This window comes from Burkholderia sp. Ac-20384 (genome assembly GCF_017104605.1).
GTDB lineage: Bacteria > Pseudomonadota > Gammaproteobacteria > Burkholderiales > Burkholderiaceae > Burkholderia > Burkholderia lata.
On record NZ_JAAGPE010000133.1, the window covers coordinates 1 to 26,297 of the forward strand.

The following is a 26,297-nucleotide window of genomic DNA, read 5'->3' on the forward strand; positions in this document are numbered from 1 at the left end:
GGCCGCGACATGGCGGCTAGCGGCGGCGCGTGCGCGCAACCGGTAGCCGGCCGCCGCCCCTTCATCGTCCGCCCGGGATTTTCCTGCCCCGCGACTCGCGCGTCCGACGCGAGCCGGGCGCGCCGGCCCACGTGCTTCGCCGTGGCGCCGGCGTGCATTCATACACCGAGCACGACTCGACGGCTCGACCTCGAAGGAGGAGACACATGCAAGCGGATCTGGAAACCCGCGTCGCGCGGAAACTGATGTGGCGCATCATTCCGTTCGTGATGCTGCTTTACTTCGTCAGCTTTCTCGATCGCGTCAACGTCGGCTTTGCCGCGATGACGATGAACAAGGCGATCGGCCTGTCGCCGACCGCGTTCGGGTTCGGCGGCGGCCTGTTCTTCATCGGCTACTTCCTGTTCGAGGTGCCGTCCAACCTGATTCTTCATCGTGTCGGCGCGCGCATCTGGATTGCGCGCGTGATGATCACGTGGGGGATCGTGTCGGCTGTGTCCGCGTTCGCGGCCGGCCCGACGAGCTTCTACGTGCTGCGCTTCCTGCTCGGCATGGCCGAAGCCGGGTTCTTCCCCGGCATCATCCTGTACCTGAGCCTGTGGTTTCCCGCGAAGCAGCGTGCGGTGGCCGCCGCGTGGTTCATGGCGGCCGCGCCGATCTCGACCGCGATCGGTTCGCCGCTGTCGGGCGCGATCATGCAGATGCCGCCGATGTTCGGGCTCGCCGACTGGCAGATGCTGTACATCGTCGAAGCGCTGCCGGCGGTCGTGCTCGGCTTCGTCGTGCTCAGGTGCCTGACCGATTCGCCGTCGAAGGCGGCGTGGCTGCGCACGGACGAGCGCGACTGGCTGGTCGCGAAGCTGAAAGCCGAGGCCGATGCGCGCCACACGCATGCCGGGCATACGGCCGGCGCGTGGCAAGCGCTGCGCGATCCGCGCGTACTGGCGCTTGCGCTGATCTACTTCGGCACATCGGCGGGGTTGTACACGCTCGGCCTGTGGGCGCCGCTGATGGTCAAGCAGTTCGGCTTCACTGCGCTGCAGACGGGCCTGCTCACCGGGATTCCGAGTATCGCCGCCGTCGTCGCGATGATCGTGTGGGCGCGGCACTCGGACCGCACCGGCGAGCGCACGTGGCACGTCGTGATTCCGTGCGTGCTCGCGTGCATCGGCTTCGTGTTCGCGGGGCAGGCGAGCACCGCGTTGCTGACCGTGCTCGCGCTGGTCGTCGTCAACATCGGGGTCAGCGCCGCGAAGGCGCCGTTGTGGGCGATGCCGAGCACGTTCCTGTCGGGTGCCGGCGCGGCGGCGGGCATCGCGATGATCAACTCGATCGGCAATCTCGGCGGGTTCGTCGGGCCGTTTGCGATCGGCTGGCTGAAGCACGTGACGGGCGGGTACGCGGCGGGGCTCTACGTGGTGGCGGGCACGCTCGCGGTGTCGGCGGTCGTTACGCTGATGTTGAGCCGCAAGGGCGCGAGAGAGGCAGTCGTGCCGGGTGTTCGGCATCACTCGTAAGCGCGGCGTGAGCGCCGGAACGCCGGGCAGGCACGCAGCGCGAGCCTGCCCGGCTTCATGCATCGAGACGCGCGATCAGCTATGCGTGAGCGTCAACGCATAGAACTTCACGATCGTGCCGGGCGTCGTCAGCGGCGTGCCGGACACGGCCGTCTGGTCGTAGTCGCCGGCCTTGAAGTAGAAGCTCTCGCCGTCGAAGCTCGAATCCATCGTGAAGGTCCTGGTCGTGCCGTTCGCCGTGACGGTGATCGTCGTCCCGCTCAGGCTCAGCGCGTAGCTGAATTTCTTGCCGACACCGACGGTGGTGATCGGCGTGGTCGTCGACTTGCCGCCCTGGTTGGTGCTTTCGAGCAGCAACTGCACGACGCCGCCCGACGTGAATTGCAGCTCGCACAGCGGCTTGCTCGGGCCGGTGCCCTGGAAGATCTGGCCGATCGTCGTGTGATCGGGCACCTGCGTGACGGCCACCGTCGCATTCAGCCGGTTGGTGCCGGAGGTCGGCCAGATCGCGTTCTCGCGCAACTCGGTTCGCGGATGCAGCGAGCCGGACGTCGTCCAGCCCTGCGTCGGGTCCATCATCACCATCGATCCGTCGTTGCCGTCCGTATAGAAATACGTCGGGTTCACGTAGCCGCCCGCGAGCGACGAACCGCTCACGGTGTCGACCTTGCCGGACGAGCCGGTCGGCAACTGCAGCGTGAACGGCGCGAGGTTGAAGTTCGAGCCGGGCGGGTTCGACGGGCTGAGCGCCATCGCGGTGGCCTGCTGGCGGGCGGCGGCGGCCGGGCTGCCCGGATCGTCGCCGCCGCACGCGGACAGGCACGCAACGGACAGAACGGCGACGATGCTCGGGATGATCCTGTTCTTCATGGTGTCTCTCTCTGATGGTCCGTGGCTGGGCGCCACGTTGTGGATAACGTTTTCCTATCCAGGCGCATGATCGTCGAAGCGAGATCGGTTGCCCGTAGAAAGCACTCCAAAATACAGAAAGCAGGTAAGACTCGACGGCTGGAACAGTGATGCAGAATATTGCGGGGTTTCCAAGGCTTGCAATCGGCTTTCCGTGAAACCGCTCAGGCCGACCGAGGACGATGCTAGCAAGAAGCATCGGAAGAGTAAACGTTTTCCAATTTGGGCCGAAGAAGTTGTTTTCCACCGACGACCGCGAGGTATCCGCTTGCCGACTTGAGGGGCGCGGGCAGGTGTGCCGGTTACGACTCCGTCGCCGCGACTTGCCGCGCGATACGCGCCGCACATGCATCGGGCGTCGCATCGGATGTATCGAGCACCATTTGGCTGAACGGCCGCGACGCATAGCCTTCGCGATACATCTCGGCGATCCGGTTCCGCTCCCAGTCCGTCAGCGCGCGCGAGCCGCGATTCGACGACGCGACCGCTTCGGGCGGCGCGAGCGTCACGACGAACAGCCGCGCGTCGCGCGCTTCGCAGGCGGCGCGCAGCCGCTCGTATTCCGTTTCGCCGATCGGATAGGCGATGACCAGATGGCGCTCACGCGCGTTCGCGATCTGCGTGACGAGACGTTCGAGCGCGATGGCCCACTGCACGTCGAACGGTGCGTCTTCGGGCGCATCGTGATCGTCGCCGTCGATGAAGCGTGCATCGGGCAGCACATGCGCGAGCGCGAGACCGATCGTCGTCTTGCCACTGTTGATTGGGCCGTTCAGGTGGATGACGGTAAGGGCGGTCATGAGTCGGCGCTGGAGTCGGAAGACTCGCAGCTTGCCATGACTGGCTGGGCGATGCAGTGCCGTTGGTACGTCACACGGGGCGATGCGATTGCGGAGGGGAAAGCGGAAAGGCGGAAAGGCGGCGGAAAGGCGGGGAAGAGGCTGCGGGAGCGGCAGGCTGCGTGCGCGACGACGATGCGCCCACACAGCCTGCCCAACCGTACCGCATCGAGCGATGCGGCACGGCGTCGAGCGAAGCGACTTACTTGTCGTCGCCCTTGATCTGCGGCAGCGCCGACGTCTCACCCGGCGTCAGCAGGCCGACTTGCGAGTACACACGCAGCTTGTCGCGCGTATCGGTGATGTCGAGGTTGCGCATCGTCAGCTGGCCGATCCGGTCGCGCGGCGAGAACGTCGACGCCACCTTCTCCATCGACAGGCGTTCCGGCTGGTACGTGAGGTTCGGCGACTTCGTGCTCAGGATCGAGTAGTCGTTGCCGCGGCGCAGTTCGATCTTCACTTCGCCGGTGATCGCGCGTGCAACCCAGCGTTGCGCGGTTTCACGCAGCATGATCGCTTGCGGGTCGAACCAGCGGCCCTGGTACAGCAGGCGGCCGAGGCGGCGACCGTTCTCGCGGTATTGCTCGATCGTGTCTTCGTTGTGGATGCCGGTGACGAGACGCTCGTACGCGATGTACAGCAGCGCGAGGCCCGGGGCTTCATAGATACCGCGGCTCTTCGCCTCGATGATCCGGTTCTCGATCTGGTCGCTCATGCCGAGGCCGTGGCGGCCGCCGATGCGGTTCGCTTCCAGCAGCAGTTCGACCGGGTCGGAGAACTCGACGCCGTTCAGCGCGACCGGCTGGCCGGCTTCGAAGCGCACCGTCACTTCTTCCGCGGCGATCTTCACGTCGTCGCGCCAGAACGCGACGCCCATGATCGGGTTCACGATCTTGATGCCGCTTTCGAGGCTTTCGAGATCCTTCGCTTCGTGCGTCGCGCCGAGCAGGTTCGAATCGGTCGAGTAGGCCTTCTCGGCCGACATCTTGTACGCGAAACCGGCCTGGTTCATGAATTCGGACATTTCGGCACGGCCGCCGAGCTCGTCGATGAACGTCTGGTCGAGCCACGGCTTGTAGATCTTCAGATCCGGGTTCACGAGCAGGCCGTAGCGGTAGAAGCGCTCGATGTCGTTGCCCTTGTACGTGCTGCCGTCGCCCCAGATGTTGACGCCGTCTTCCTTCATCGCGGCGACGAGCATCGTGCCCGTCACGGCGCGGCCGATCGGCGTGGTGTTGAAATAAGTGACGCCTGCCGTCGTGATGTGGAACGCGCCGCTTTGCAGCGCGGCGATGCCTTCGGCGACGAGCTGCGCACGGCAGTCGATCAGGCGGGCGCCGGCTGCGCCGTATTCGATCGCGCGTTTCGGGATCGCGTCGTAATCGTCTTCGTCGGGCTGGCCGAGGTTCGCCGTGTATGCGTACGGGACGGCGCCCTTGAGTTTCATCCAGTGCAGCGCTGCGCTGGTGTCCAGGCCGCCGGAGAAGGCGATACCGACCTTCTGGCCGGTCGGGAGGCTTTCGAGAATCGTGCTCATAGGAATAACCGTGGATTGAAGCCGGTGGGATCGTATTTCGCGGAATATGCGAGTATCGGCTGTCCGGGAGGTTGGGGCAAGGGCTGATTTTCGCGCGGAACCGTCGTCGGGCCTGTCGCAGCGGGCCTGGCGGGCGGTTAACCGGGTGGAGAACACCGCGCAAACCGGCGCGAAATCGCAGTAAAAACAGGCCCCGACGCACCCGGCCGCGGGCCGTGTTTCCGGGGCCGGATCGGCCGAAAGGCGGGGCTTCCGCCGTCAGGTTGCCGGCGCGCCATCCCGAAAGGCATATGAAAGATTGGCGCGCGAAGCCCGGATTCCCGTGAGCGTCAGATGTTCCACGACTGCGCGGTGTCGAGCAGTTTCTCGCGCAACTGTTCGACTTCCCCGGCCAGCTTGGCCGTGATCGACACATAGCCGGACAACTGCGGCGGCGGCGCGTCGTGCGGCGGGTCGGCCGGCCGGCGGCGCGGCGAGAGCCGGCTCGGCGTGCCGAACTTGAGCGCGCGGCTCGCGCCGACCAGCGTGTCGCGGATGCGCCGGTTCACGGCCTTCATGTCGACGCGCATGTATTCGCGGGCCGCGATGTCGTCGCGGGCCGGCACCGCGCTCGACAGGATCTCCAGATAGCCGATGCACAGGCGCAGGCTGCGCTGGATCGCCTCGAGCTGCGTCATCGACGTCTCGCATTCCTTCGACACCGACGGCATCAGCGAGCGCAACTGCACCAGCAGTGCGCTCAGCGCGGCCACTTCCTTCAGGTGTGCGTCGTCGCTGATCGGGCGGTCGCCCGCGAGCCGTGCATGCACGGCCGCGCACGCGCGCAGTGCGTCGGCGAGCTTGTAGCGCCACGAGTAGGTCGCATACAGCGGCAGCGCGAACGAGAACGCCAGCGCGATCGCGATGCCGGTCAGCACGTTCACCGCGCGCCACAGGCCGTCGACGATCTCGTTGTCGCCGTGCCCGGCGACGATCACCATCGTGATGGCCGACAGCAGCGCGATGTAGCCGGCCTTGCCGATCGCGTGATACGCGCAGAAGCCGCACGCGAGCGCCATCAGCAGGTAGATCGCGAGCGGCGCGTGCACGAACGAATACAGCAGGATCAGCCCGAGCCCCGCGAGCGCGCCGATCGACGTGCCGAGCGCGCGCTCGGCCGCCTTCTTGCGGATGTTGCCGTGGTGCTGCAGCCCGCCGACGACGATCAGCACGGTGATCGTCGACCACTCGCCGTGCGGCACGTTCAGGCCGGTGGACAGCGCAATCGACACGAGAATCGCAAGCGAGACGCGCGCCGCATGGATCAGCTTCGCGTGCCGGTAGCGGCGATACGGGTCGAGCAGCGGGCGGAGCGCGTTGCGCAGGAGCGGTGGCAGCCGGGTAGGGAGCGGGGTGGTCATGGCGGAACTGGAGTGGCCGGAACGCGCACGGCGGCCTGCGCGGGCCGGCGCCGCGCCGCATGCGCAGCAGATGTCACGCTAACCGAACGCGGGAGGACTGTCCACGGCGCGGTCATCCGGCCCGGCCGGCCGCCGCGTGGCTTCGCGTCAAGTCATGGCGCCGTCATGCGTCGGCGGTGCGCGGCAGCGCCTCCAGCACGCGGTTGCGGCCGCCGGACTTCGCGCGATACAGCGCCTCGTCGGCCCGCCGCAACAGCGTCGCGGCGTTTACGCGGCCGTCGGTGGAGGTCGCTGCACCGATGCTCGCCGTGACGCGCCCGTACGGGCTTTTCGCGTGCTCGATGCCGAGCGCCGCGATCGCGCGCCGGATGCCCTCGGCGACGGTCAATGCGCCTTGCGCATCGGTGTCGGGCAGCGTGACGACGAATTCCTCGCCGCCGTAGCGCGCGACGTGATCGCTGTCACGGCGCAGGCAGCGCGATGCGGTCTGCGCGACGCGCCGCAGCACGTCGTCGCCGGCCGGGTGGCCGTAGTAGTCGTTGAACGCCTTGAAGTGATCGACGTCGACGAACAGCACCGACAGCGGGCGGCCGCTGCGCGACGCCCGCTGCGTCTCCTTCGCGAGCACCGTATCGAACGTGCCGCGGTTGTCGACGCCCGTCAGCGCATCGGTGTGCGCGAGCCGGTACAGCTTCGATTCGGCGATCTGCCTGCGCTTCAGTTCGCGCGACAGCGCCAGCGACCCCCATGCGATGAATCCGGTGAACAGGCACATCAGCACGACGGTCCAGACCGCGCGGTGGTGCCACGACGCGTAGATGTCGATTTCGGCGGGCGCGACGTCGACGATCAGCGGCAGGCCGGCGAGATGCTTGTAAACATAGATGCGCCGGATGCCGTCGATTGCGCCGACCCCGGTCAGCGCGCCGTCGCGGGTGCGCTGCGATTCGATGAAGAGTGGCGAGCTGTGCAGGTCGAGGCCGACCACGTGCGGGTCGTACGGCAGGCGCGACACGAGCGTGCCGTTGTCCTCGACGATCGCCGCGCTGCCGTGCCTGCCGACCGCGAGGCCGTCGAGCAGCGCACGGAAGTAGTCGATGCTGAGCGTGCCGACGACGATGCCGGCGAACGTGCCGTCGGGCCGGTTGATCCGGCGGCTGAGCGCGATCGTCAATGCGCCGCTGCGCAGCCGGGCCGCGTATGGCTTGCTGATGTAGAGGCCCTGCGCGAGCCCGTCGCGATGCACGGCGAAATAGTCGCGGTCGGCGAAATTGCCTTGCCGCGCGGGCGACGCGCTCGAATCGATCACGATATTGCCGTGCGCATCCATCACGAAGATCGACCCGAGATACTCGCCGGTCGCCGCGCGGTCGAACAGCAGCCGGTGGCGCTGGCGCGGCGGCAAGGTCATCAGTTCCGGGTCGGCAATGCCGTCGACGACGTTCTGCAGCGACAAATCGTAGAGTTCGATATTGCGCGCGATATCGCGTTCGATCAGCAGCATCAGGTTGCGTGCATTTTCGACCGCATGGTCATATGCATCGCGCCGCGCCTCGATTAAAAGCGACGTGGAAAGGCCCCAGCTGAACATCAGCAGCACGATCCCCGCAACGAGTACGCCGCGGGGCGACAGAATGCGTGCCACGATCGACGCGGTATGGCGGCGCAGCGCGGCGGGCAGCGTGAATGACTTCATCCTCGAGGGTGGCGGGCGGCGGATTTTCGCGTCGTTGGCGATTCCGTCCGCTGTTTATTTTGAATCGGGCCGCATTATCTCGCGAATTCCCGACATTCGCGTGCGCATGCAAAACATGCATGCGGATACGGCGATTCTAAATTGTTACGCATCATTACTGCTTTACGTAACGATGATTTGATTTGAATCAATCGTCGATATCGATTGTATTGTCTGAATAATCCCGTGATTACCCGGCGATTATGAATGCTGGCGCGGTATCGGGCGGATTGCGACCGGATAGTGGAGAAACACCGGGCGGATCGGCGAACCGGATAACCCTCTGTCGCGCGGGGTTTTCAAACCGACCGGCGACTACGGCCCGGTTCGACGTGGCCAACCCCTTGATTCTGCGAAATCTCCGCGGTGGCGGCGGGCGGCGGCACCTGAGCTGTCCCCGTGACGAATCAGGTAGAATCCGCGCTTCGCCGCAGGCGCCCGCCGCGCAACGCGTATCGGGGCCGCATCGAATGCATCGCAGGACGCGTACCGCGCTCCGATTCCGCATGCGCCGGCTACGGATGCCGGCCCGCTCAACGTTCGTCTCGTTTATGTCCGCAATTCCGAAATCCGACCCATCCGGTTCGTCAGCGAACCCACCCAAGCTTCATCGCGCGCTGAAGGCGCGCCACCTGACGATGATCGCCATCGGCGGCTCGATCGGCACGGGCCTGTTCGTCGCGTCCGGCGCGTCGATCTCGCAGGCCGGCCCCGGCGGCGCGATGGTCGCGTACATGGCGATCGGCCTGATGGTCTACTTCCTGATGACGAGCCTCGGCGAAATGGCTGCGTTCATGCCGGTATCGGGCTCGTTCGCGACCTACGGCGCGAAATACGTCGACGAAGGCTTCGGCTTCGCGCTCGGCTGGAACTACTGGTACAACTGGGCCGTGACGATCGCGGTGGAGCTGGTCGCCGCGCAGCTCGTGATGCATTACTGGTTTCCCGACGTGCCGGGCGTGTGGTGGAGCGCGGCGTTCCTCGGCGTGATGTTCCTGCTCAACGCGCTGACCGTGCGCGGCTTTGGTGAAGCCGAATACTGGTTCGCGCTGATCAAGGTCGTCACCGTGGTCGCGTTCATCGGCGTCGGCCTGCTGATGATCTTCGGCATTCTGAAGGGCGCGCCGAGCAACGGCTGGGGCAACCTGACGATCGGCGACGCACCGTTCGCGGGCGGCCTGCCGGCGCTGATGGGCGTCGCGATGATCGCCGGCTTCTCGTTCCAGGGCACCGAGCTGATCGGCGTCGCGGCCGGCGAATCGGAAAACCCGCGCACGACGATCCCGCGCGCGGTGCGCCAGGTGTTCTGGCGGATCCTGCTGTTCTACGTGTTCGCGATCTTCGTGATCGGCGTGCTGATTCCCTATACCGACCCGAACCTGCTGAAGACGGACGTGACCGACATCGGCGTGAGCCCGTTCACGCTCGTGTTCCGCCACGCCGGCCTCGCCTTTGCCGCCGGCGTGATGAACGCGGTGATCCTGACGGCCGTGCTGTCGGCCGGCAACTCGGGCATGTATGCGTCCACGCGGATGCTCTACAACCTCGCAACCGAAGGCCGTGCACCGAAGATCTTCGCGAAGCTGTCGCGGGGCGGCGTGCCGCGCAACGCGCTGTACGCGACGACGGCTGTCGGCGCGCTGTGCTTCTTCACGTCGCTGTACGGCGACAAGACCGTGTACCTGTGGCTGCTGAACACGTCGGGGATGACGGGCTTCATCGCATGGCTCGGCATCGCAGTCAGCCACTACCGGTTCCGCAAGGGCTACGTGAAGCAGGGCTACTCGCTCGACCAGCTGCCGTACCAGTCGAAGTGGTTCCCGTTCGGCCCGCTGTTCGCGTTCGTGCTGTGTCTCGTGATCGCGCTCGGGCAGGACTATCAGGCATTCCTCGCGAACCGGATCGACTGGGCGGGCGTGGCCGCGACCTATGTCGGCATTCCGCTGTTCCTCGTCGTGTGGCTCGGCTTCCGGTTCCTGAAGAAGAGTCGCCTGGTGCGCTACGAAGACATGGAAATCGCGCCGTGGATCGCCGCGGGCCGCGGTGCGCAGCAGCAGCCGGTGGCGAACCGCGAAACCGCGGGCTGACGCGGGCGCGGCACGTGGCCGCGCGACGTGCGATGAAACGGGAAGCCGCGCGCTTCCCGTTTTTTTTGCCCGGCTTTTGCCTGCACGGGGTCAAAGCCGGTTATATTGCCCGACCCTACCGGGCCACGGCCCGGCCGGCGCGAGGCGCGCCGCGCGGATCGGCATCCGGCGCGCGCGAGGTGCGGCGGCCGGCGAAATGCCCGGCGTTTTCATCGTTCCATCCGGGCCGATACGGCCCGCGGAGCGCGCAACCCAGAGGAATCCATGAGCGCATCACCCGCCGAGCGGAAGGCCGGACCCGTTTCCATCGTGCGACTCGAAGCCGCGATCAACGCGTGGCGCGAAGTGTACCCGCCGGCGCCGGACGGCGAGGACGGCTACGCGCTCGACGCCGGCAGCAATTGCCTCGCTGAGCTGTACGGCACGATGATCTGCTACCAACTGCCGGACGTGCCGCTCGACTCGCTGAGCGACGCGCAGCGCGACGCGCTCTACGCGACCGAAGTGTGACGGACGGTCGTGACGCCGCCGCGCCGCGGCGTCGATGAAACTGACGGGAAGCTCGCGGGCTTCCCGTTTTGCTTTGGGCGGCGCGGGGCCGCGCACGTGGCGGTTTGCGCCGCCTGCGGTATCGTGACGACATCATCCGGCCGGGATTGAACGCCGGATCGCTGTCCGGGAGGCATCGAACATGGAGTTGAGACACCTCCGCTACTTCGTCGCGGTTGCCGAAGAGCGGAATTTCACGCGGGCAGCCGAACGGCTGCATATCGCGCAGCCGCCGTTGAGCCGGCAGATCCAGCAGCTCGAGGAGGCACTCGGCGTGCCGCTGTTCGAGCGCAATGCGCGGCCGCTGAAGCTGACCGACGCGGGGCGCTTCTTCTATTCGCACGCGGTGCAGTTGCTCGCGCAGACGACCGAGCTCGAATCGATGACGAAGCGGGTCGGCAAGATCGAGCGCAGCATGTCGGTCGGCTTCGTCGGTTCGACGCTGTACGGGATGCTGCCGAAGATCATCCGGCGCTTTCGCAGCGAGTATCCGGCCGTCGAGCTAAGCCTGCACGAGATGTCGACGATGGACCAGATCAAGGCGCTGAAGGAAGGTCGCATCGACGTAGGGTTCGGGCGCATCCGCCACGAGGATCCGAGCGTGCGGCGCGTCGTGCTGCGCGAGGAGCGGATGATCGTCGCGCTGCCGGTCGGCCATCCGCTGGACAGCGCGAAGCCCGTGCTGTCGCTGCACGATCTCGTGAACGACACGCTGATCATCTTTCCGAAGGCGCCGCGCCCGAGCTATGCGGATCAGGTACTCGCGGCCTTTCACGATCGCGCGTTGCAGCCTCGCAAGATCTACGAGACGCGCGAACTGCAGATCGCGCTCGGCCTCGTCGCGATGGGCGAGGGCGTGTCGGTCGTGCCGCACAGCGTGTACGGGCTGAAGCGCGACGACATCAGCTACAAGCCGCTCGACGATCCGAACCTCGTGTCGCCGATCATCATGAGCATGCGGATGCTCGACGAGTCGGAGGACCTCCGCGCGATGCAGGCGCTGATCTACCGGCTGTACGACGAGGCGCAGATGGAGTATCTGCCGCCGCAACCCGAATGAACGCGCGGGCAGTGGGGGCTTGCTTGACGCTGCGTGCGGGCGCGGGCCACCATCGCAGGATCCGATACGGCCGCCGACGGGCGGCCGCTTTCATGCAGACGACACACACATGACCGATATCCCGATCGAGGAAATAGCCGTCGAGACGCCGCAAGGGCGCCTCTTCGCGAAACGCTGGCGTGGTGGGGCGGCGCAACAGGCGGCGGGGGCGTCGAAGCAGCACGCATCGGAGCCGGTCGCGCCTGAGCCGGTCGCACCTGCGCCGGCCGCACCGATCGTGCTGCTGCACGATTCGCTAGGCTGCGTCGACCTATGGCGCGACTTCCCCGCGCAACTCGCGAGCGCCACGCAGCGCGACGTGATCGCCTACGATCGCCTGGGCTTCGGTCGTTCCGATCGTCATCCGGGGCAACTCGGCACGACGTTCGTGCGCGACGAGGCTGATCACGCATTCGCGGCACTGCTCGAACAACTGGGCGTCGACGCGTTCGTCGCGCTCGGGCACAGCGTCGGTGGCGGGATGGCGGTCGGGTGTGCGGCCGCGCATCCGCAGCGTTGCCGCGCGCTCGTGACGATCGCCGCGCAGGCGTTCGTCGAGGATCGCACACTGGCCGGCATTCGCGACGCGGGGCAGCAGTTCGACGAACCGGGCCAGCTCGACCGGCTCGCGCGCTATCACGGCGACAAGGCCGAATGGGTGCTGCGCGCGTGGGTCGACACGTGGCTGTCGCCGGCGTTTCGCGACTGGAATCTCGACGACGACTTGCCGCGCGTGCAATGCGCGACGCTCGCGATTCACGGCGAAGACGACGAATATGGATCCGACGTGCATCCGAAGCGGATCGCCGCGCGCGTCGCGGGGCCGTCGTCGTATCTGTTGCTCGGCCGGTGCGGGCACATGCCGCACCGCGAGCGAACCGACGACGTGCTGGCCGCCGTGACGACGTTCCTGCGCGACGCGCTCGCCTGAGCGCTGCTGCCACCGGCGGGCATGCGCCCGCCGGCCATCAGAACGCGAGCTGGATCGCGAGGTCGATCGCGAGCAGCGCGATCGAGCAGCCGATCCCGAGGACCACGTTCGGCAGCCGGTGCTCGAAATCGCGATGATCCTTTCGCATCGCGGCGCCGAGCAGGAAGATCGCCTCGACGACGATCTGCAGCCCGACGAACAGCAGCATCAGCAGATACTCGTAACCCATCTGCTTGAACGCGGCGAATTGCATCCCGTGATCGCGGATCCATTGGCCGACGCGCAGCAGTTCGTAAACGAACAGCAAGGCGGGAAACAGGTAGCTGATGAAATAGGTCGGCGCGGTGGCGTGCCGTAGTTCGAGGTGGAAATGCTGATGCGTGGTTGCCATCACGAATCCCTCCTTGCAACGCATGATTGCGGTCGCGACGGCAGCGCGACAACGTGCAAACGAAGGGATTACCCGAAGCGTCGTGCGCGGCCGTACGACATCAGCATACTGCTGCACGGGAAATTTGGCATGCGATGCGTGCGTTCGTCGTAAAAATGCATCTGCGCCGCGCGACGCATCTATTGCGCCGTATTCACCGGATGCGCTGCTCCGGCTGGTTGCGTAGTGCCCGATGCATTCGGCAATAACCACTCAGGATGCCGCTCCATATCGTCGGCCAACGCGCGTAGCGCGCTTGACGTGCGTGCGAATTGCGTCAGCGTGCGGCGCACGTTCGATGTATCGGCACCTTGTTGCACGAGCATCGTCTGCGCGGCCGTGAATGATTGACGTGCGGTGCCCAGCGCGATGCGTGCATGCGGTGCGAGTTCGGTATCGAGTTGCCTGAACAGTGCATCGGTGCTCACGAGTGCCGCATTCATGTCCGCGCCGATGCGATCGAGCGGCAACCGGGAAAGCGTGCCGGCGATATCGGTCATCTGGACGCGCAGCATGTCGAGCGTGCCGGGCACGGTCGGCAACGCGATCGGCTCGCGATTCGTGTCGACCGATGCGGGCGGTGCATGCGGAAACATGTCGAGCGCGACATACGAGCGGTTCGCGATCGGGTTGCCGACGCGCAACTGGCCACGCAAACCGCGCGCGACGAGCGTGCGCAGCAGCGCCTTGCCGGCTTCGCTGGCGCCGTTGCCGAGCACGTTGCGGTAGCGCTGCCCGAGGCGATCGGGGTAGAGCGCCATCGTCACGCGCATCGTGACGTCGCCGCGAATTGCGTCGTATTCGGTACCGACGGCCGTCACGTTGCCGAGTTCGATGCCGCGAAACTCCACCGGCGCACCGACCTCGAGGCCGCGCAGCGAACGATCGAAACGCATCACGACGGGCGCGGCCGGTGCGTTCGGCGTGCGCATCGCATCGATTTCGTCATCGGCCACGCGAAAGCGTGCGCCGTCCGGTGCCGCGACGCTTGACGCGCGCCCAGGCGGCGACGCGAACGCAAGGGCACCGCTGAGCAACGCGGCGATCGACGGCGTGTCGAGCGTCATGCCGCCCGCACCGAGCCGCAGGCCGAGGCCGCTTGCCTGCCACCAGCGCGCATCGACGTCGACGGTTCGGTCGAATGGCGCGACGACGAATACATCGATCGACACACCATGCCCGTCGGCATCGAGCGCATAGCCGGTCACCTGGCCGACGCGTGCGCGGCGGTGATAGACGGGCGAACCGATCGCGACCGAGCCGAGCGATGTCGCACGCAGTGTGTAGTGGCGGCCGCCTTCTTCTGCAACCGGTGGCGCATCGAGTCCGGTGAACGTCGTGCGCGGCTCGCGCGCATGGCCGAGCGCGGCCGCGATGTACGAACCGGACAGCACCGCATCGAGCCCCGAGAGGCCACCGGCCCCGATGCGCGGCCGCACGATCCAGAAGCGTGAATCCGCCACCGCCAGTGCCTGAGCGTCGGCGTTCAGTCGCACGTCGATCGTCACGCCCGGTTGTCCGCGCAACGCGCGAACGCGCGTGACGCGGCCGACGTCGACATTGCGCAGCCGCAGCGTCGATCGGCCGGCTGCCAGCCCGTCGGCGCTCGCGAAGACGATCGTGATCGTCGGTCCGCGACTGCCGAGCGACGCGATGCCCCATGCGATGCAGAGCGCAGCAGCCACGAGCGGCACGATCCAGAAAAGCGCCGCTCGCGCGCGAGCCGGTACGCGTCTGCGCAATGCGGGCCAACGTGTGCCGGCGGGTTTCAGTCGAATTGCGCGACGAGTGCATCGGCGCCCTTGTCGATGCCCGTCCTGGCCGCGCTGAGCGCGCCGAAACTCGCACCGATGTTCATCGCATTCGGATACTGCTTCGTCACGTACGCGTTGATCAGCCGGTTCGTCGCCGCATCGCGGATCTCCACCGCGTACATGACCGAGCCCGTGAACGCGCCTTCGCGGCCGCGGATCGCCTGCACGCCGTTGTACACGTTGCCCGCGAGATCGAAGTGCGCGAATGCGCCGGCAAACGTCGTCGTCGTCACGGCGCCCGTCAGCGTCAGCTTCACGCGCAGCGTGCCGGGGCCCGGCGTGTTCGTCAGTTCGAAGCGCTTGCCGAGCTTCTTCGCGAACGTGTCGCCCATGTACGCGGCGAGCATCGTCTTGTCCTGGTCGGTCAGGTCGCCGAACTGGTGGTCGGTACCGCGGTAGATGGCCACCGGGTCGAGGATCAGCTTGCGGTAGGTGTGCCAGTCCGCCGGCAATGCGTAGCGGTAGGGCACGCGGCCGGACTTGTCCTGCGGATCGCTGCGCAGGTACGGCGACGATTCGATGCTGCTGTAGCGCGCGGGCTGGACGCCGGCGCATCCGGCGAGTGCGACACAAAGCGCGGCGTTGAGCAGGTGGCTGGACTTGAACAAGGGGTTCATCTGACGCTCCGGGTCGGGGTTCGCACCGGTGGAGCCGGGCGAAGGGTGGTGAAACAGGGCGGCATTGCCGCTCGGGTTTATGAAAAAAAACCAACCAGACGGTTTGTTTTTGAGGCGCAATGCCCCCGTGAATCTCAGGGGCGGGAAGCCGTCGGGCAGGCGTTATCGACCGGACAGCCAGGCTGCAGGCGGCGCTTGCATCACGCCGCGCGAAGCGCGGTGCGGTCCGCATCCGGACGGGCCCGATGCGGGAGCCGATCGTAGCACCGCCATTTCCGGATGTAAACCGACCAGGCGGTTTGTTTGTGATAGACTCCGCGCACTTCATTCATACGATCGTGCCGGTCCGGCGCGGTCGTATTTGCACGACTCCATAGCGGGGACAGTTCATGGACAACCCGACGCGTTCCGAGCGAACGCGCACTGCCGCGATCCAGGCGGCGCTCGCGATCCTCGAGCGCGACGGCCCGGGCAAGCTCACGTTCGATGCGATTTCACGCGAAAGCGGTATCAGCAAGGGCGGGCTGATGCATCAGTTCCGCACGAAAGGCGATGTGCTGAACGCGCTGATGGAACATCAGCAGGACTACTACCAACGATTCCAGCGCGAGTATCTGGCCGCGCGCGATCCGGGCGAGGCGCAGCCGACGCTGTCCGCGCAGATCGCGACGATGCGCGAAGTGATCGACCAGCAACCGTCGGCCGCGCTCGCGATCATGGCGGCGCTGGTCGAGGATCCCGCGCCGCTGCAGCAGGTGCGCGATATCGACGCCGAGAACGCGAAGCGCATCGCGGCCGAATCCGGCGATCCCGATCTTGCGTTGCTGCGCTGGAAGGCGGCCTGGGGGCTCGCGCTCTCGGCGATGTTCGGGCTGTGCCCGCTGTCGGCCGACGAACGGGCCCGACTATTTGACCGGTTGCTCGACGAGTCGCAATGGCCGTCGGGCGACAGCGCTGCCGCACCGGCCGCGAAATCGGCGCGGAAGAAATGAAGCGCGCATTCGTCGCCTGCGGAGTGGCGGTCGTCCGCTTCGGGCGCTCGCTGCTTGCGGTCGTGTTCGGGCGCTTGTGATCCAGTGAGCGCGTGACCGGCCACTGGCCACCGCTCACCGAGGCCGTTCAGCTTTTCGCTTCCGCACCTTCGATAAACAGCTTCGCGACCGCCTGGAACTCCCGTTTCAGCGACAACCCCGGCACGGTCAGCCAGCGCAGCATCGCCGCGAGATACAGGTGATGGAACCACGTCGCGAGCTGGTCGGCACGCAGCGTGCCGTTCAGTTCGCCGGATTGCTGCCCGGCTGCGATCAGTTGCTGCCACACGAGCGCGATATCGCTGCCGCTCTCTCCACTACTTTCCGGTTCCACCGCGCCGATGCTCAGGATGCGATGGCGCAAATACGCGAGCAGGTATGCGGGATGCTGCTCGCACCACGCGGCCGACGCATCGAGCACGCAGCCGATGCGCGACGCGAAGGTCTTGCGTCGCGCGACGTCGCGCTGCAGATGCGCGAGATCGCGCGCGAGTTCACCTTCGAGCCAGTGCGCGAGCACGGCTTCCTTCGTTGCAAAGTGGTTGTACAGCGTGCGCTTCGCGACATCGGCCTGCGCGGCGATCTGTTCCATTGTGACGGTTTCGTAGCCGTGCGCGTCGAACAGGCGTGCGCCGGTGGCGGCGAGATGCGCGAGCATCTGGATGCGCTTGCGCGCGCGGCGGCCCGGGTCGTCGGTTGGAGTCGTCATGGCGGGGATTGACTGAAAGTGCACGAGTTGCATTAGTATACGACGTGCACTTTTCCGAATCCACCCATTGCCGCCGTGCACGAGGAGTCACGCATGAAGCTCGTCATCGCCACCTACGGCACCGAAGGCGACACGCGCCCGCTCGCGGCGCTTGGCCGTGCGCTGATCGATGCCGGCCACGACGTCCTGCTGCTGGCCGATGCGGCGACGCTCGGGTCGGCCGCTGCGCTCGGCGTGCCGTCCACGCCGTTGTCCGGCGATATCCGCCGCGCGATTGCGCCGGATGGCGCATTGGCGGATGCAGTGCGCGGGCGCGGCGGTTTCAACGACACGTCGAAGGCGCTCGCGGCGATCGCCAATGCAAACACGGCTGCGTGGATGCGCGAAATCTCGGATGCGTCGGAAGGCTGCGACGCGATCCTCGTGTCGGGGCTCGCATCGTTCGTCGGCTTGTCGGTCGCCGAGTTTCGCGGCGTGCCGGCGATCGGCACCGGCATGATTCCGATCACGCCCACCACGGCATTCGCGTCGCCGTTCCTGCCGCCGGGGAGGCTGCCGCGCTGGCTGAACCGCGCAAGCCACCGGTTGGTGAACGCGCTGTTGTGGCAGGCGTTCAAGAAGGCGACGAATGCGGCGCGAGCGAGCGTGTGCGGGTTGCCACCGCGCAAGCACGTGTGGACCGATCATCCGATGCTGTACGGCGTGTCGCCGGCGCTGCTGTCCGGCCCTGGCGACTGGCCGTCGAATGTGCAGGCATGCGGCCAGTGGCGGATCGATGCGCATGCTTGGGAACCGCCTCCTGAACTCTCGGCTTTTCTCGAAGCAGGCGATCGGCCCGTGTACATCGGTTTCGGCAGCATGGCCGGCTTCGATCGCGCTGCGATGGTCGAAGCGCTGACGCACGCGCTGGCCGGCCGGCGCGCGCTGTTCTATCCGGGCTGGAGTGGCATCGATGCGTCAATGCTGCCGGCGAACGTGCACGTGATCGGCGATACGCCGCATGACTGGCTGTTCCCGCGCGTATCGATGGCGGCCCATCACGGCGGATCGGGAACCACGCATTCGGCTGCGCGGGCCGGTATTCCGTCGGTCGTCGTGCCGTTTGCGGGCGATCAGTTTTTCTGGGCGAACCGGCTGCAACGGCTTGGCGTGGCCGATGCGCCGGTGGCGGGGCGGCGTGTGGACGCTGCCGAGCTGGCGCGGGCGATCGCATTTGCCGAACGGAGCGAAACGAAAGCGCACGCGCTCGAACTCGGCGCGCGCATGGCGCAAGAGGACGGGTTGAAGCGGGCCGTCAGTGCGATCGAGCGATGGGGGCGTGCCGCAGCGCGGTGAGCCCGCCCATCGCATCAGAAATGCCCGGTGAACCGGTAACGGCTGCCCGGATGCCACAGATTGGCGACCGACGCGACTATCCCCTGCGACCACGTGCGCCGATGCAGCAGCAAGCACGGTTCGCGGTCGTCCATCGTCAGGTGGCGGCGCGTTTCGGTATCGGGCATCGCGGCCTCGATCCGGTATTCGACGCGCTGCAGCGGCGCGACGCGCGTCAGGTACTGGTTCGGCGTGGTCGTCGTGAAGTCCTGCAGCGCATACTCGGGCGCGCAGGCCGGATTGACCCAGCGTTCCTCGAGCTGCACCGGCGTGTCGTTCTCGAAGTGCAGCACGCGCGAATGGAAGATCGGGCTGCCCGTGTCGATTCGCAGTTCATCGGCGAGCTTCGCATCGGCGACGGCTGCGCCCACCTGCAGCACCTGCGCACGATAGTCGTGGCCGCGCGCGGCGACTTCGTCCGAGATGCTGCGGATTGCGACGAGCGTCGATTCGTACTTCGGCGATGCGACGTACGTGCCGGAGCCGCGCGTGCGCGTGAGCACCTGCTCGGCGGTCAGCTCGCGCAGCGCGCGGTTGACGGTCATCCGCGCGACGTTGAATTCGCGCGCGAGCTCGTTCTCCGACGGCACCTGGTCGCCTTCCGCCCATTCGCCGGCATGAATGCGCGCGAGGATGAAGTCCTTGATTTCCTGATAGATCGGTGTGGTCATGGGATCACGATTCCAGAGTCGGCAGCGGCCCGCCGCCGAATGCCGATCCGGCGCGCGCCCGGCGCCGAGTGTACCGGTTTCGCGGACGCGCAGGCCCGGATTCCCCGAATGATCCCTGTTCGGCCGGCGCGCGTCCATGCGGGATTGCACAGAGCGGCCGGCCTTCGGCGGCCGGTGCGCGGTCAGAACCGATGCCGGATGCCGACCGTCCCGACCACCTGCGTGTTGGTCGACGAAGCCGCGAGCCCCGTGACGTTCGCGAACCCGAGCGTCGCGCCCGACGGCACGCCGAACTGGTGCTGGTAGACGGTTTCCGCGTACACGTCGGTGCGCTTGCTCAGCGCGTAGTCGGCCATCAGCGTCACCTGATGCCATTTCGGCCGGTGGCTGCCGGTTGCGTCGTCGTAGCGGCCGTTGGTGAACGTATAGGCGCCCGCGAACGAGACGGCCGGCGTCAGCGCATAGCGTGCGTTGACCTCGAAGTTGTCGAAGCGCAGCGCGTTCAGCGCGCCGGGCAGCGACGACGCGGCCGTTTCATCGAACATCGAATGCGTCCACAGCGCGCCGACCGTCAGCCGGTCGAATGCGTAGCTGCCACCCGCGCCCATCACGCGCTGGCGCACGGCCGGGAAATTCGGCCCGTCGTTGGTCGACAGCGCACCGCCGGCCGTCAGCCCGCCGCGGTTGAGCTGCAGGTACGCGGCGCCGAGGCTCACCGGCCCGTTCGCATACGACACGCCCGCGCTGTACGCGCGATTGTTCGCGAAGCCGCCGGCCGCGTTGCTGAACCCGTACAGACCGCCGAACTGCCAGCCGGCGAGCGTCGGGCTTGTGTATTTCACCGCGTTGTCGATGTAGAACGAATCGTCGAGGTTGTCGTTGTCGAACGGATGCGACGCGAGGTTGTTGCCGTCGCCGTTGTTCGCCATCGCGAGCGGGCCGAGGTAGTCGACCACGGCATCGTACTGGCGGCCGAGCGTCAGTGCGCCGTACTGGTCGCTCTGCAGGCCGACGTACGCGCGGCGGCCGAACATCGTGTTCTTGTAGGACTGCGTGCCGTTGTTCAGGTTGAAGCCGTTTTCGAGGCGGAACAGCGCATGCAGGCCGCCGCCGAGATCCTCGTTGCCGCTCAGGCCGAAGACCGTATTCGACAGCAGGCCGCTGCCTTGCTGCCACGCGCTTTTACCCGACTGGTTGTTCGTATAGACGATACCCGCATCGAGCATCCCGTAGAGCGTGACGCTGCTTTGCGCATGCGCGGCCGCGCTGAGGAACGCGAGGGAGAGGGTACCGGCGACTGCTTTTTTCATTGAATGTGCTTCCTGGAAAGGCCCGTAGCGACGGGAACGACGATCCGGCGCGCGCACCGGCGGCGAATGGGCGCGGCTCGTGACGAGCCGCACGCGTTCGCACCGGCAACGCGCGTTCGAATCGATGAAAGGGGAGCGGGCGCGTGACGCGTGTCACGCGCGGCCGCATCAGATGCCGGCTAGTGCTGCAGCAGGCGGATCGTGCCGAATTCGGCGGCCGGCAACAGGCGGAGGATCGACAGGATCGCCGGCGACGCCTGCGACCGTGCGACTTCAAGCTCGATGCACGCGCGCCCGGTGCGGTTGTCGATCGCGGCCGTATAGAAGTTGAGTGCGGTGCCGACCGCCTGGTGCAGCAGGCGCCGCACGACGGCGAGGTTGTCGGATTCGACGCGGATCGACAGCAGCACGAGCTCGTCGGCCGGGTACCGGCGCCGCGAGCGGACGGGCGGCAGAGCGCGTGAAGCGGCGGATTCGATTCTGGTCGGTTTCATGCTGGCACCCCCGGGTCGCATCGTGCTCCGCACCGCGGAGATCTTGTCGTGGACATGCCGCCCATTCTAGGAATCGCGGTGACGATACGGTGTATAGACTCGAACCGGCCCTGAAAAGAACCTATAAAAACGCCATCGCCACCGGTTTTCGTCTTTACAGCTTTTTTATTCCTTGTAAAGAAATTGAACACCGCTTTGATACGCGGATTTCTACACTGTCGCATCCCATTCGCCAGATGAGCATGGGGGCGTCACACGGGCCAGCGCCGATACGGCAAGGCCCGATACGCCGACGATCGCGCGGCGTTGCTGCGCATACGAAAAAAGGGGAAAGCCATGTTGTGGATCACCGGCGCGTTGTCGCTCGCGCTCTTTATCTATCTGTTTCATGCCCTGATCAAACCCGAGCGGTATTGATCGGCGCGATTCAACAGGAATTCGAAAATATCGGTGAATGTCATGAGCGATCTGCTTTTCATCTTGTTCACGCTCGCGTTCTTTGCCTTGACGGCGGGTTTCATCACCGGCCTTGACCGGATCTGAGCGAGCGTCGACATGTTCAACAATCTCATTCAATTCGCGATCGTTCTCGCGATCATGCTGGCGCTGGTGCCCGTCGTCGGGAAATGGCTCGCGCACGCCTTTACGAGCCCGCGCCACGCGTGGGTCGAACGCCGTACTTATGCGCTGCTCGGCGTGAATCCCGACGAAGCGATGTCGTGGCAGCGCTACGGGATGGTGCTACTGCTCAGCAATGCCGGGATGATGCTGCTCGGCTACCTGCTGCTGCGCATCCAGGACAGCCTGCCGTTCGACGCATTGCAGCGCGCGTCGCAAAGCCCCGACCTCGCCTTCAACACGGCCGCGTCGTTCATCACGAACACGAACTGGCAGGCGTACGCAGGCGAGAGCAGCCTGTCGAACTTCTCGCAGATGGCCGTCATCACGTTCCTGATGGTGGTCAGCGCGGCGACCGGCGTCGCGGCCGCGGGCGGCTTCATCCGTGGGCTGAGCCGCAAGAGCGCGGCCGACATCGGCAACTACTGGGTCGACTTCACGCGCGTGACCTATCGCGTGCTGCTGCCGCTCAGTTTCGTGATGGCGCTCGTGTACGTGTGGCAGGGCATGCCGCAGACGCTCGCGGCCGATGCGTGGGCGACCACGCTCGAAGGCGCGCGCCAGCAGATCGTGATGGGGCCGGTGGCCAGCCTCGAATCGATCAAGCATATCGGCACGAACGGCGGCGGCTTCTTCAGCATGAACGCCGCGCATCCGTTCGAGAACCCGACGCCGCTCACCAACACGCTGCACATGCTGTCGATGCTGCTGATTCCGTCCGCGCTGACCTATGCGCTCGGCACGATGATCGGCCGGCGCCGCCAGGGCTGGGTGATTCTCGGCGCGTTCGTCGTGATGTTCGTCGGCTTCCTGGCCGTGATCTATTCGGCCGAGCAGCATGGCAATCCGCTCGTGGCCGGGCTGGGCGTCGACCAGCAGATGAGTGCCACGCAGCCGGGCGGCAACATGGAAGGCAAGGAGATGCGCTTCGGCATCGCGCAGACGAGCCTGTTCGCCACCGTCACGACGGCCGCGACCACCGGGTCGGTCGACGCGATGCATGACTCGCTGACGCCGCTCGGCGGGCTCGTGCCGATCGCGCAGATGATGCTGAACAACGTGTTCGGCGGCGACGGCGTCGGGCTGATCAACCTGTTCACGTTCGCGATCCTCACGGTGTTCCTGGTCGGGATGATGATCGGGCGCACGCCGGAATTCCTCGGCAAGAAGATCGAGGCACGCGAGATGAAGCTCGTGATGCTCGCGGTGCTCGCGCATCCGTTCAGCATCCTCGGCTTCACCGCGGTGGCGGCGATGCTGCATTCGACGCTGGACAGCCTCGCGAACCTCGGCCCGCACGGCTTCAGCGAAGTGCTGTACGCCTATACGTCGGGCACGGCCAACAACGGCTCCGCGTTCGCGGGCCTGAACGCGAACACGCCGTTCTTCAACACGACGATCGGCTTCGCGATGCTGATCGGCCGCTACCTGACGCTGCTGCCGATGCTCGCGGTCGCGGGCAGCCTCGCCGCGAAGAAGAGCGTGCCGGATAGCGCGGGCACGCTGTCGACGTCGACGGGCCTGTTCGCCGGCCTGCTGGTTTTCGTGATCCTGGTCGTCGGTGGCCTCACGTTCCTGCCGGCGCTCGCGCTCGGCCCGGTCGTCGAGCACCTGATGATGTCGGGCGGCCAACTGTTCTGAGGAAAACATCATGATGCAAGGCAATCGCCAGGCAGCGGCCGCCGCCGCGCCGGCGCCCGGTTCTTCGTTCGGCGCGGCGACGCGCGGCCTCGTACGGCCCGTGATCGCGTCGTCGGTGCTGTTCATGCTCGTCACGGGTGTCGCGTATCCGCTGCTCACCACGGGTGTCGCGAACGTGCTGTTCCCGTCGCAGGCGCGCGGCAGTCTCGTGCAGCAGAACGGCGCGACGGTCGGCTCGGCGGTGATCGGGCAGAACTTCACGCACGCTGGCTACTTCCACGGGCGGCCGAGCGCGACGACCGGCACCGATCCGGCCGATCCGTCGAAGACGATCGACCAGCCGTACAACGCGGCCGGCAGCGGCGCCAGCAACCAGGGCGCCACCAGCAAGAAGCTGCTCGCGGATATCGCGCAGCGTGTGCGCGCCTATCGGCAGGAGAACGCGCTCGCCGCCGGTACACCGGTGCCGGCCGATGCGGTGACCGCGTCGGCGTCAGGGCTCGATCCCGAGATTTCGGTCGCGAATGCGCGGCTGCAGGCGGCACGGGTCGCGCAGGCACGCGGCGTCGATGCCTCGCAGGTCGCGGCGCTGGTCGATCGCATCGCGTCGCCGCGCCAGCTCGGTGTGCTCGGCGAACCGCGCGTGCGCGTGCTCGACCTGAACCTCGCGCTGGACCGCGCATTCGGCCACGCGGCCGGCGCGAAGCAATAGCAGGAACCACGGAGTCACTCATGTCCCATATCGAAACCCCGATCAATCCAGCGGCGATGCCGGTCGGCGGCGTGCCGCCGATGCGCTGGACGGCCGTGCTGCGCGAGGCATTCCGCAAGCTCGCACCGCGCGTGCAGTTGAAGAATCCCGTGATGTTCGTCGTGTATCTCGGCAGCATCGTCACGACCGTGCTGTGGCTGCAGGCGCTGACCGGCACGGGCGACGCGCCGGCCGGCTTCATCTTCGCGGTCGCGTGCTGGCTGTGGTTCACCGTGCTGTTCGCGAATGCAGCCGAGGCGCTGGCCGAAGGGCGCGGCAAGGCGCAGGCCGACGCGCTGCGCGCGGCGCGCAAGCGCGTGTACGCGAAGGTGCTCGACGAGCCGAAGCAATTCGGCAGCACAAGCCATCGCGTGCCGAGCGACGAGCTCGCCGCCGGCAGCATCGTGCTTGTCGAGGCCGGCGACACGATTCCCGCTGACGGCGAAGTGATCGACGGCGTTGCTTCGGTCGACGAATCGGCGATCACGGGTGAATCCGCGCCGGTGATCCGCGAGTCGGGCGGCGATTTCTCGTCGGTGACGGGCGGCACGCGCGTGCTGTCCGACTGGATCATCGTGAAGATCACCGCGCAACCGGGCGAGGCGTTCCTCGACCGGATGATCGCGATGGTCGAAGGAGCGAAGCGCGGCAAGACGCCGAACGAAGTCGCGCTGACGATCCTGCTCGTCGCGTTGACAATCATCTTCCTGCTCGTGTGCGTGACGCTGCTGCCGTTCTCGCAGTTCAGCGTGCTGCTGAACGCGTCGGGTACGGCGGTGAGCCTGACCGTGCTGATCGCGCTGCTCGTGTGCCTGATCCCGACGACGATCGGTGCGCTGCTGTCGGCGATCGGCATCGCGGGGATGAGCCGCATGATGCGTGCGAACGTGCTTGCGACGTCGGGCCGCGCGATCGAGGCGGCCGGCGACGTCGACGTGCTGCTGCTTGACAAGACCGGCACGATCACGCTTGGCAACCGCGAGGCCGTGCAGTTCCGGCCGGCGCCGGGCGTGGACGAGCGTGCGCTGGCCGAGGCCGCGCAACTGTCGTCGCTCGCCGACGAAACGCCCGAGGGGCGCTCGATCGTCGCGCTCGCGAAACAGCGCTTCTCGCTGAATGTAACGGCGGGCGCCGGCAGCATCACCGTGCCGTTCAGCGCGCGTACGCGGATGAGCGGCCTCGACATCGGTGAGCGTCAGGTGCGCAAGGGCGCGGCGTCGGCGATCCGCGCGCACGTCGATGCGCTCGGCGGTGTATTCCCGCAGGCGGTCGAGACGGCCGTCAACGATATCGCGCGTCGCGGCGGTACGCCGCTCGTCGTGGCCGACGGCTCGCGCGTGCTCGGCGCGATCGAGCTGAAGGACATCGTCAAGCACGGGATCGCCGCGCGCTTCGCCGAGCTGCGCAAGGTCGGTGTGAAGACCGTGATGATCACCGGTGACAACCGGCTCACCGCGGCCGCGATCGCGGCGGAAGCCGGCGTCGACGACTACCTCGCCGAAGCAACGCCCGAGGACAAGCTGCGGCTGATCCGCGAGCACCAGGCGAAGGGTCATCTCGTCGCGATGACGGGCGACGGCACCAACGACGCGCCCGCGCTTGCGCAGGCCGACGTGGCCGTCGCGATGCACAGCGGCACGCAGGCGGCGAAGGAGGCGGCCAACATGGTCGACCTCGACAGCAACCCGACCAAGCTGATGCAGGTGGTCGAGGTCGGCAAGCAGATGATCATGACGCGCGGCGCGCTGACCACGTTCAGCGTCGCCAACGATCTCGCGAAGTATTTCGCGATCATCCCGGCCGCGTTCGTCGCGACGTATCCGGCGCTCGGCGCGCTGAACGTGATGGGGCTGCACAGCCCGACGTCGGCGATCCTGTCGGCGGTGATCTTCAATGCGCTGATCATCGTCGCGTTGATCCCGCTCGCGCTGAAGGGCGTGAAGTATCGCGCGGAGCCGGCCGAGAGGCTGCTGGGGCGCAACCTGCTGATCTATGGCGTGGGCGGGATCATCGCGCCGTTCATCGGCATCAAGCTGATCGACATGCTGTTGACGCCGTTTATCTGACCGAACGCGCCGTCGCGGCCCCGCTCACGCCTTCGCGGCGTGCGCGGGGCCGTTCGGCGTTTCAATTGCCGGAAGCGATCATGGATGTGAATGTGAACGTGAGCGAAGCGAATCGACGGGCAACGGGGCAGCGGGACACCGCCGCCCGCCGCAGCGAGGCCGGCGTGC

Annotated in this window: 24 protein-coding genes; 11 read left to right on the plus strand and 13 right to left on the minus strand. The window is 66.6% G+C overall.

Features of this window, described 5'->3' with window-relative positions:
* The first annotated feature begins 206 nt into the window (after window positions 1-206).
* Window positions 207-1,517: an MFS transporter gene (locus G3O00_RS23025; RefSeq protein WP_206144425.1), complete on the plus strand. Its 1,311-nt coding sequence runs from the start codon at window positions 207-209 to the stop codon at window positions 1,515-1,517.
* Window positions 1,518-1,592: 75 nt separating this feature from the next.
* Here G3O00_RS23025 and G3O00_RS23030 read toward each other — a convergent pair whose 3' ends face one another.
* The 5 genes from G3O00_RS23030 to G3O00_RS23050 form a co-directional block, all read right to left on the minus strand.
* On the minus strand, window positions 1,593-2,387 hold the full coding sequence (locus tag G3O00_RS23030) for a polysaccharide lyase family 7 protein (protein WP_206144426.1): 795 nt from the start codon (window positions 2,385-2,387) through the stop codon (window positions 1,593-1,595).
* A gap of 341 nt (window positions 2,388-2,728) precedes the next feature.
* Window positions 2,729-3,226, minus strand: coding sequence for a shikimate kinase (locus G3O00_RS23035; protein WP_206144427.1), 498 nt, complete (start codon window positions 3,224-3,226; stop codon window positions 2,729-2,731).
* A 241-nt stretch (window positions 3,227-3,467) separates the two neighbouring features.
* Entirely contained in the window at window positions 3,468-4,802 is a 1,335-nt protein-coding gene (gene argG, locus G3O00_RS23040) for an argininosuccinate synthase (RefSeq protein ID WP_011355992.1), read from the minus strand.
* A 329-nt stretch (window positions 4,803-5,131) separates the two neighbouring features.
* On the minus strand, window positions 5,132-6,202 hold the full coding sequence (locus G3O00_RS23045) for an FUSC family protein (protein WP_206144428.1): 1,071 nt from the start codon (window positions 6,200-6,202) through the stop codon (window positions 5,132-5,134).
* A 163-nt stretch (window positions 6,203-6,365) separates the two neighbouring features.
* Window positions 6,366-7,898, minus strand: coding sequence for a sensor domain-containing diguanylate cyclase (locus tag G3O00_RS23050; RefSeq protein ID WP_206144429.1), 1,533 nt, complete (start codon window positions 7,896-7,898; stop codon window positions 6,366-6,368).
* Between G3O00_RS23050 and G3O00_RS23055 the strand changes: the two genes are divergently transcribed.
* The 5 genes from G3O00_RS23055 to G3O00_RS23075 all read left to right on the plus strand — a co-directional run bounded on the left by G3O00_RS23055 (window position 7,837) and on the right by G3O00_RS23075 (window position 12,603).
* Entirely contained in the window at window positions 7,837-8,079 is a 243-nt protein-coding gene (locus G3O00_RS23055) for a hypothetical protein (protein WP_206144440.1), read from the plus strand. The genes G3O00_RS23050 and G3O00_RS23055 overlap by 62 nt on opposite strands.
* A 409-nt stretch (window positions 8,080-8,488) precedes the next feature.
* Window positions 8,489-10,024 carry an amino acid permease gene (locus G3O00_RS23060; protein WP_011355989.1) on the plus strand — a complete coding sequence of 512 codons (1,536 nt, stop codon included), beginning with the start codon at window positions 8,489-8,491 and terminating at the stop codon, window positions 10,022-10,024.
* Window positions 10,025-10,288: 264 nt separating this feature from the next.
* On the plus strand, window positions 10,289-10,534 hold the full coding sequence (locus G3O00_RS23065; RefSeq protein WP_043178075.1) for a DUF3717 domain-containing protein: 246 nt from the start codon (window positions 10,289-10,291) through the stop codon (window positions 10,532-10,534).
* A 181-nt stretch (window positions 10,535-10,715) separates the two neighbouring features.
* Complete coding sequence (locus tag G3O00_RS23070) at window positions 10,716-11,633, plus strand: LysR family transcriptional regulator (RefSeq protein WP_011355987.1); 918 nt, start codon at window positions 10,716-10,718, stop codon at window positions 11,631-11,633.
* Window positions 11,634-11,742: 109 nt separating this feature from the next.
* Entirely contained in the window at window positions 11,743-12,603 is an 861-nt protein-coding gene (locus tag G3O00_RS23075) for an alpha/beta hydrolase (protein ID WP_206144430.1), read from the plus strand.
* Between the two features lie 37 nt (window positions 12,604-12,640).
* Here G3O00_RS23075 and G3O00_RS23080 read toward each other — a convergent pair whose 3' ends face one another.
* From G3O00_RS23080 to G3O00_RS23090, 3 genes are all read right to left on the minus strand, one after another.
* Entirely contained in the window at window positions 12,641-12,994 is a 354-nt protein-coding gene (locus G3O00_RS23080) for a hypothetical protein (RefSeq protein ID WP_011355985.1), read from the minus strand.
* 179 nt (window positions 12,995-13,173) lie between these two features.
* Window positions 13,174-14,718, minus strand: a complete 1,545-nt coding sequence (locus tag G3O00_RS23085) for an MlaD family protein (protein WP_346778994.1) — start codon at window positions 14,716-14,718, stop codon at window positions 13,174-13,176.
* Between the two features lie 83 nt (window positions 14,719-14,801).
* Window positions 14,802-15,464 (minus strand): DUF3313 domain-containing protein, encoded by a 663-nt coding sequence (locus G3O00_RS23090; protein WP_206144432.1) that lies wholly within the window; start codon window positions 15,462-15,464, stop codon window positions 14,802-14,804.
* A gap of 389 nt (window positions 15,465-15,853) precedes the next feature.
* Here G3O00_RS23090 and G3O00_RS23095 point away from each other — a divergent pair, with 389 nt between their 5' ends.
* Entirely contained in the window at window positions 15,854-16,456 is a 603-nt protein-coding gene (locus G3O00_RS23095; protein ID WP_174931806.1) for a TetR family transcriptional regulator, read from the plus strand.
* 127 nt (window positions 16,457-16,583) lie between these two features.
* Here the strand turns inward: G3O00_RS23095 and G3O00_RS23100 are convergent, their stop codons facing one another.
* A complete protein-coding gene (locus G3O00_RS23100; RefSeq protein ID WP_206144433.1) occupies window positions 16,584-17,204 on the minus strand; it encodes a TetR/AcrR family transcriptional regulator in 621 nt (206 codons plus the stop codon).
* A gap of 93 nt (window positions 17,205-17,297) precedes the next feature.
* On the opposite strand from G3O00_RS23100, the gene G3O00_RS23105 reads away from it, so the two are divergent.
* Complete coding sequence (locus G3O00_RS23105; protein ID WP_206144434.1) at window positions 17,298-18,539, plus strand: glycosyltransferase; 1,242 nt, start codon at window positions 17,298-17,300, stop codon at window positions 18,537-18,539.
* A 14-nt stretch (window positions 18,540-18,553) separates the two neighbouring features.
* Here the strand turns inward: G3O00_RS23105 and hutC are convergent, their stop codons facing one another.
* The 4 genes from hutC to G3O00_RS43475 all read right to left on the minus strand — a co-directional run bounded on the left by hutC (window position 18,554) and on the right by G3O00_RS43475 (window position 21,629).
* Window positions 18,554-19,249 (minus strand): histidine utilization repressor, encoded by a 696-nt coding sequence (hutC, locus tag G3O00_RS23110; RefSeq protein WP_011355979.1) that lies wholly within the window; start codon window positions 19,247-19,249, stop codon window positions 18,554-18,556.
* A 182-nt stretch (window positions 19,250-19,431) separates the two neighbouring features.
* Complete coding sequence (locus G3O00_RS23115; protein WP_206144435.1) at window positions 19,432-20,559, minus strand: porin; 1,128 nt, start codon at window positions 20,557-20,559, stop codon at window positions 19,432-19,434.
* A gap of 179 nt (window positions 20,560-20,738) precedes the next feature.
* Complete coding sequence (locus tag G3O00_RS23120; protein WP_011355977.1) at window positions 20,739-21,053, minus strand: hypothetical protein; 315 nt, start codon at window positions 21,051-21,053, stop codon at window positions 20,739-20,741.
* 210 nt (window positions 21,054-21,263) lie between these two features.
* Window positions 21,264-21,629: a hypothetical protein gene (locus tag G3O00_RS43475; protein WP_241025297.1), complete on the minus strand. Its 366-nt coding sequence runs from the start codon at window positions 21,627-21,629 to the stop codon at window positions 21,264-21,266.
* Here G3O00_RS43475 and kdpA point away from each other — a divergent pair.
* The 3 genes from kdpA (at window position 21,609) to kdpB (ending at window position 26,129) form a co-directional block, all read left to right on the plus strand.
* Window positions 21,609-23,312 (plus strand): potassium-transporting ATPase subunit KdpA, encoded by a 1,704-nt coding sequence (gene kdpA / locus G3O00_RS23130; protein ID WP_206144437.1) that lies wholly within the window; start codon window positions 21,609-21,611, stop codon window positions 23,310-23,312. The two genes, G3O00_RS43475 and kdpA, sit on opposite strands and share 21 nt — an antisense overlap.
* A gap of 10 nt (window positions 23,313-23,322) precedes the next feature.
* The gene (gene kdpC / locus G3O00_RS23135; protein ID WP_206144438.1) at window positions 23,323-24,024 is read left to right on the plus strand and encodes a potassium-transporting ATPase subunit KdpC; all 702 of its coding nucleotides are present in this window, start codon (window positions 23,323-23,325) and stop codon (window positions 24,022-24,024) included.
* Between the two features lie 80 nt (window positions 24,025-24,104).
* On the plus strand, window positions 24,105-26,129 hold the full coding sequence (gene kdpB, locus G3O00_RS23140; protein ID WP_206144439.1) for a potassium-transporting ATPase subunit KdpB: 2,025 nt from the start codon (window positions 24,105-24,107) through the stop codon (window positions 26,127-26,129).
* Window positions 26,130-26,297: the final 168 nt, after the last annotated feature.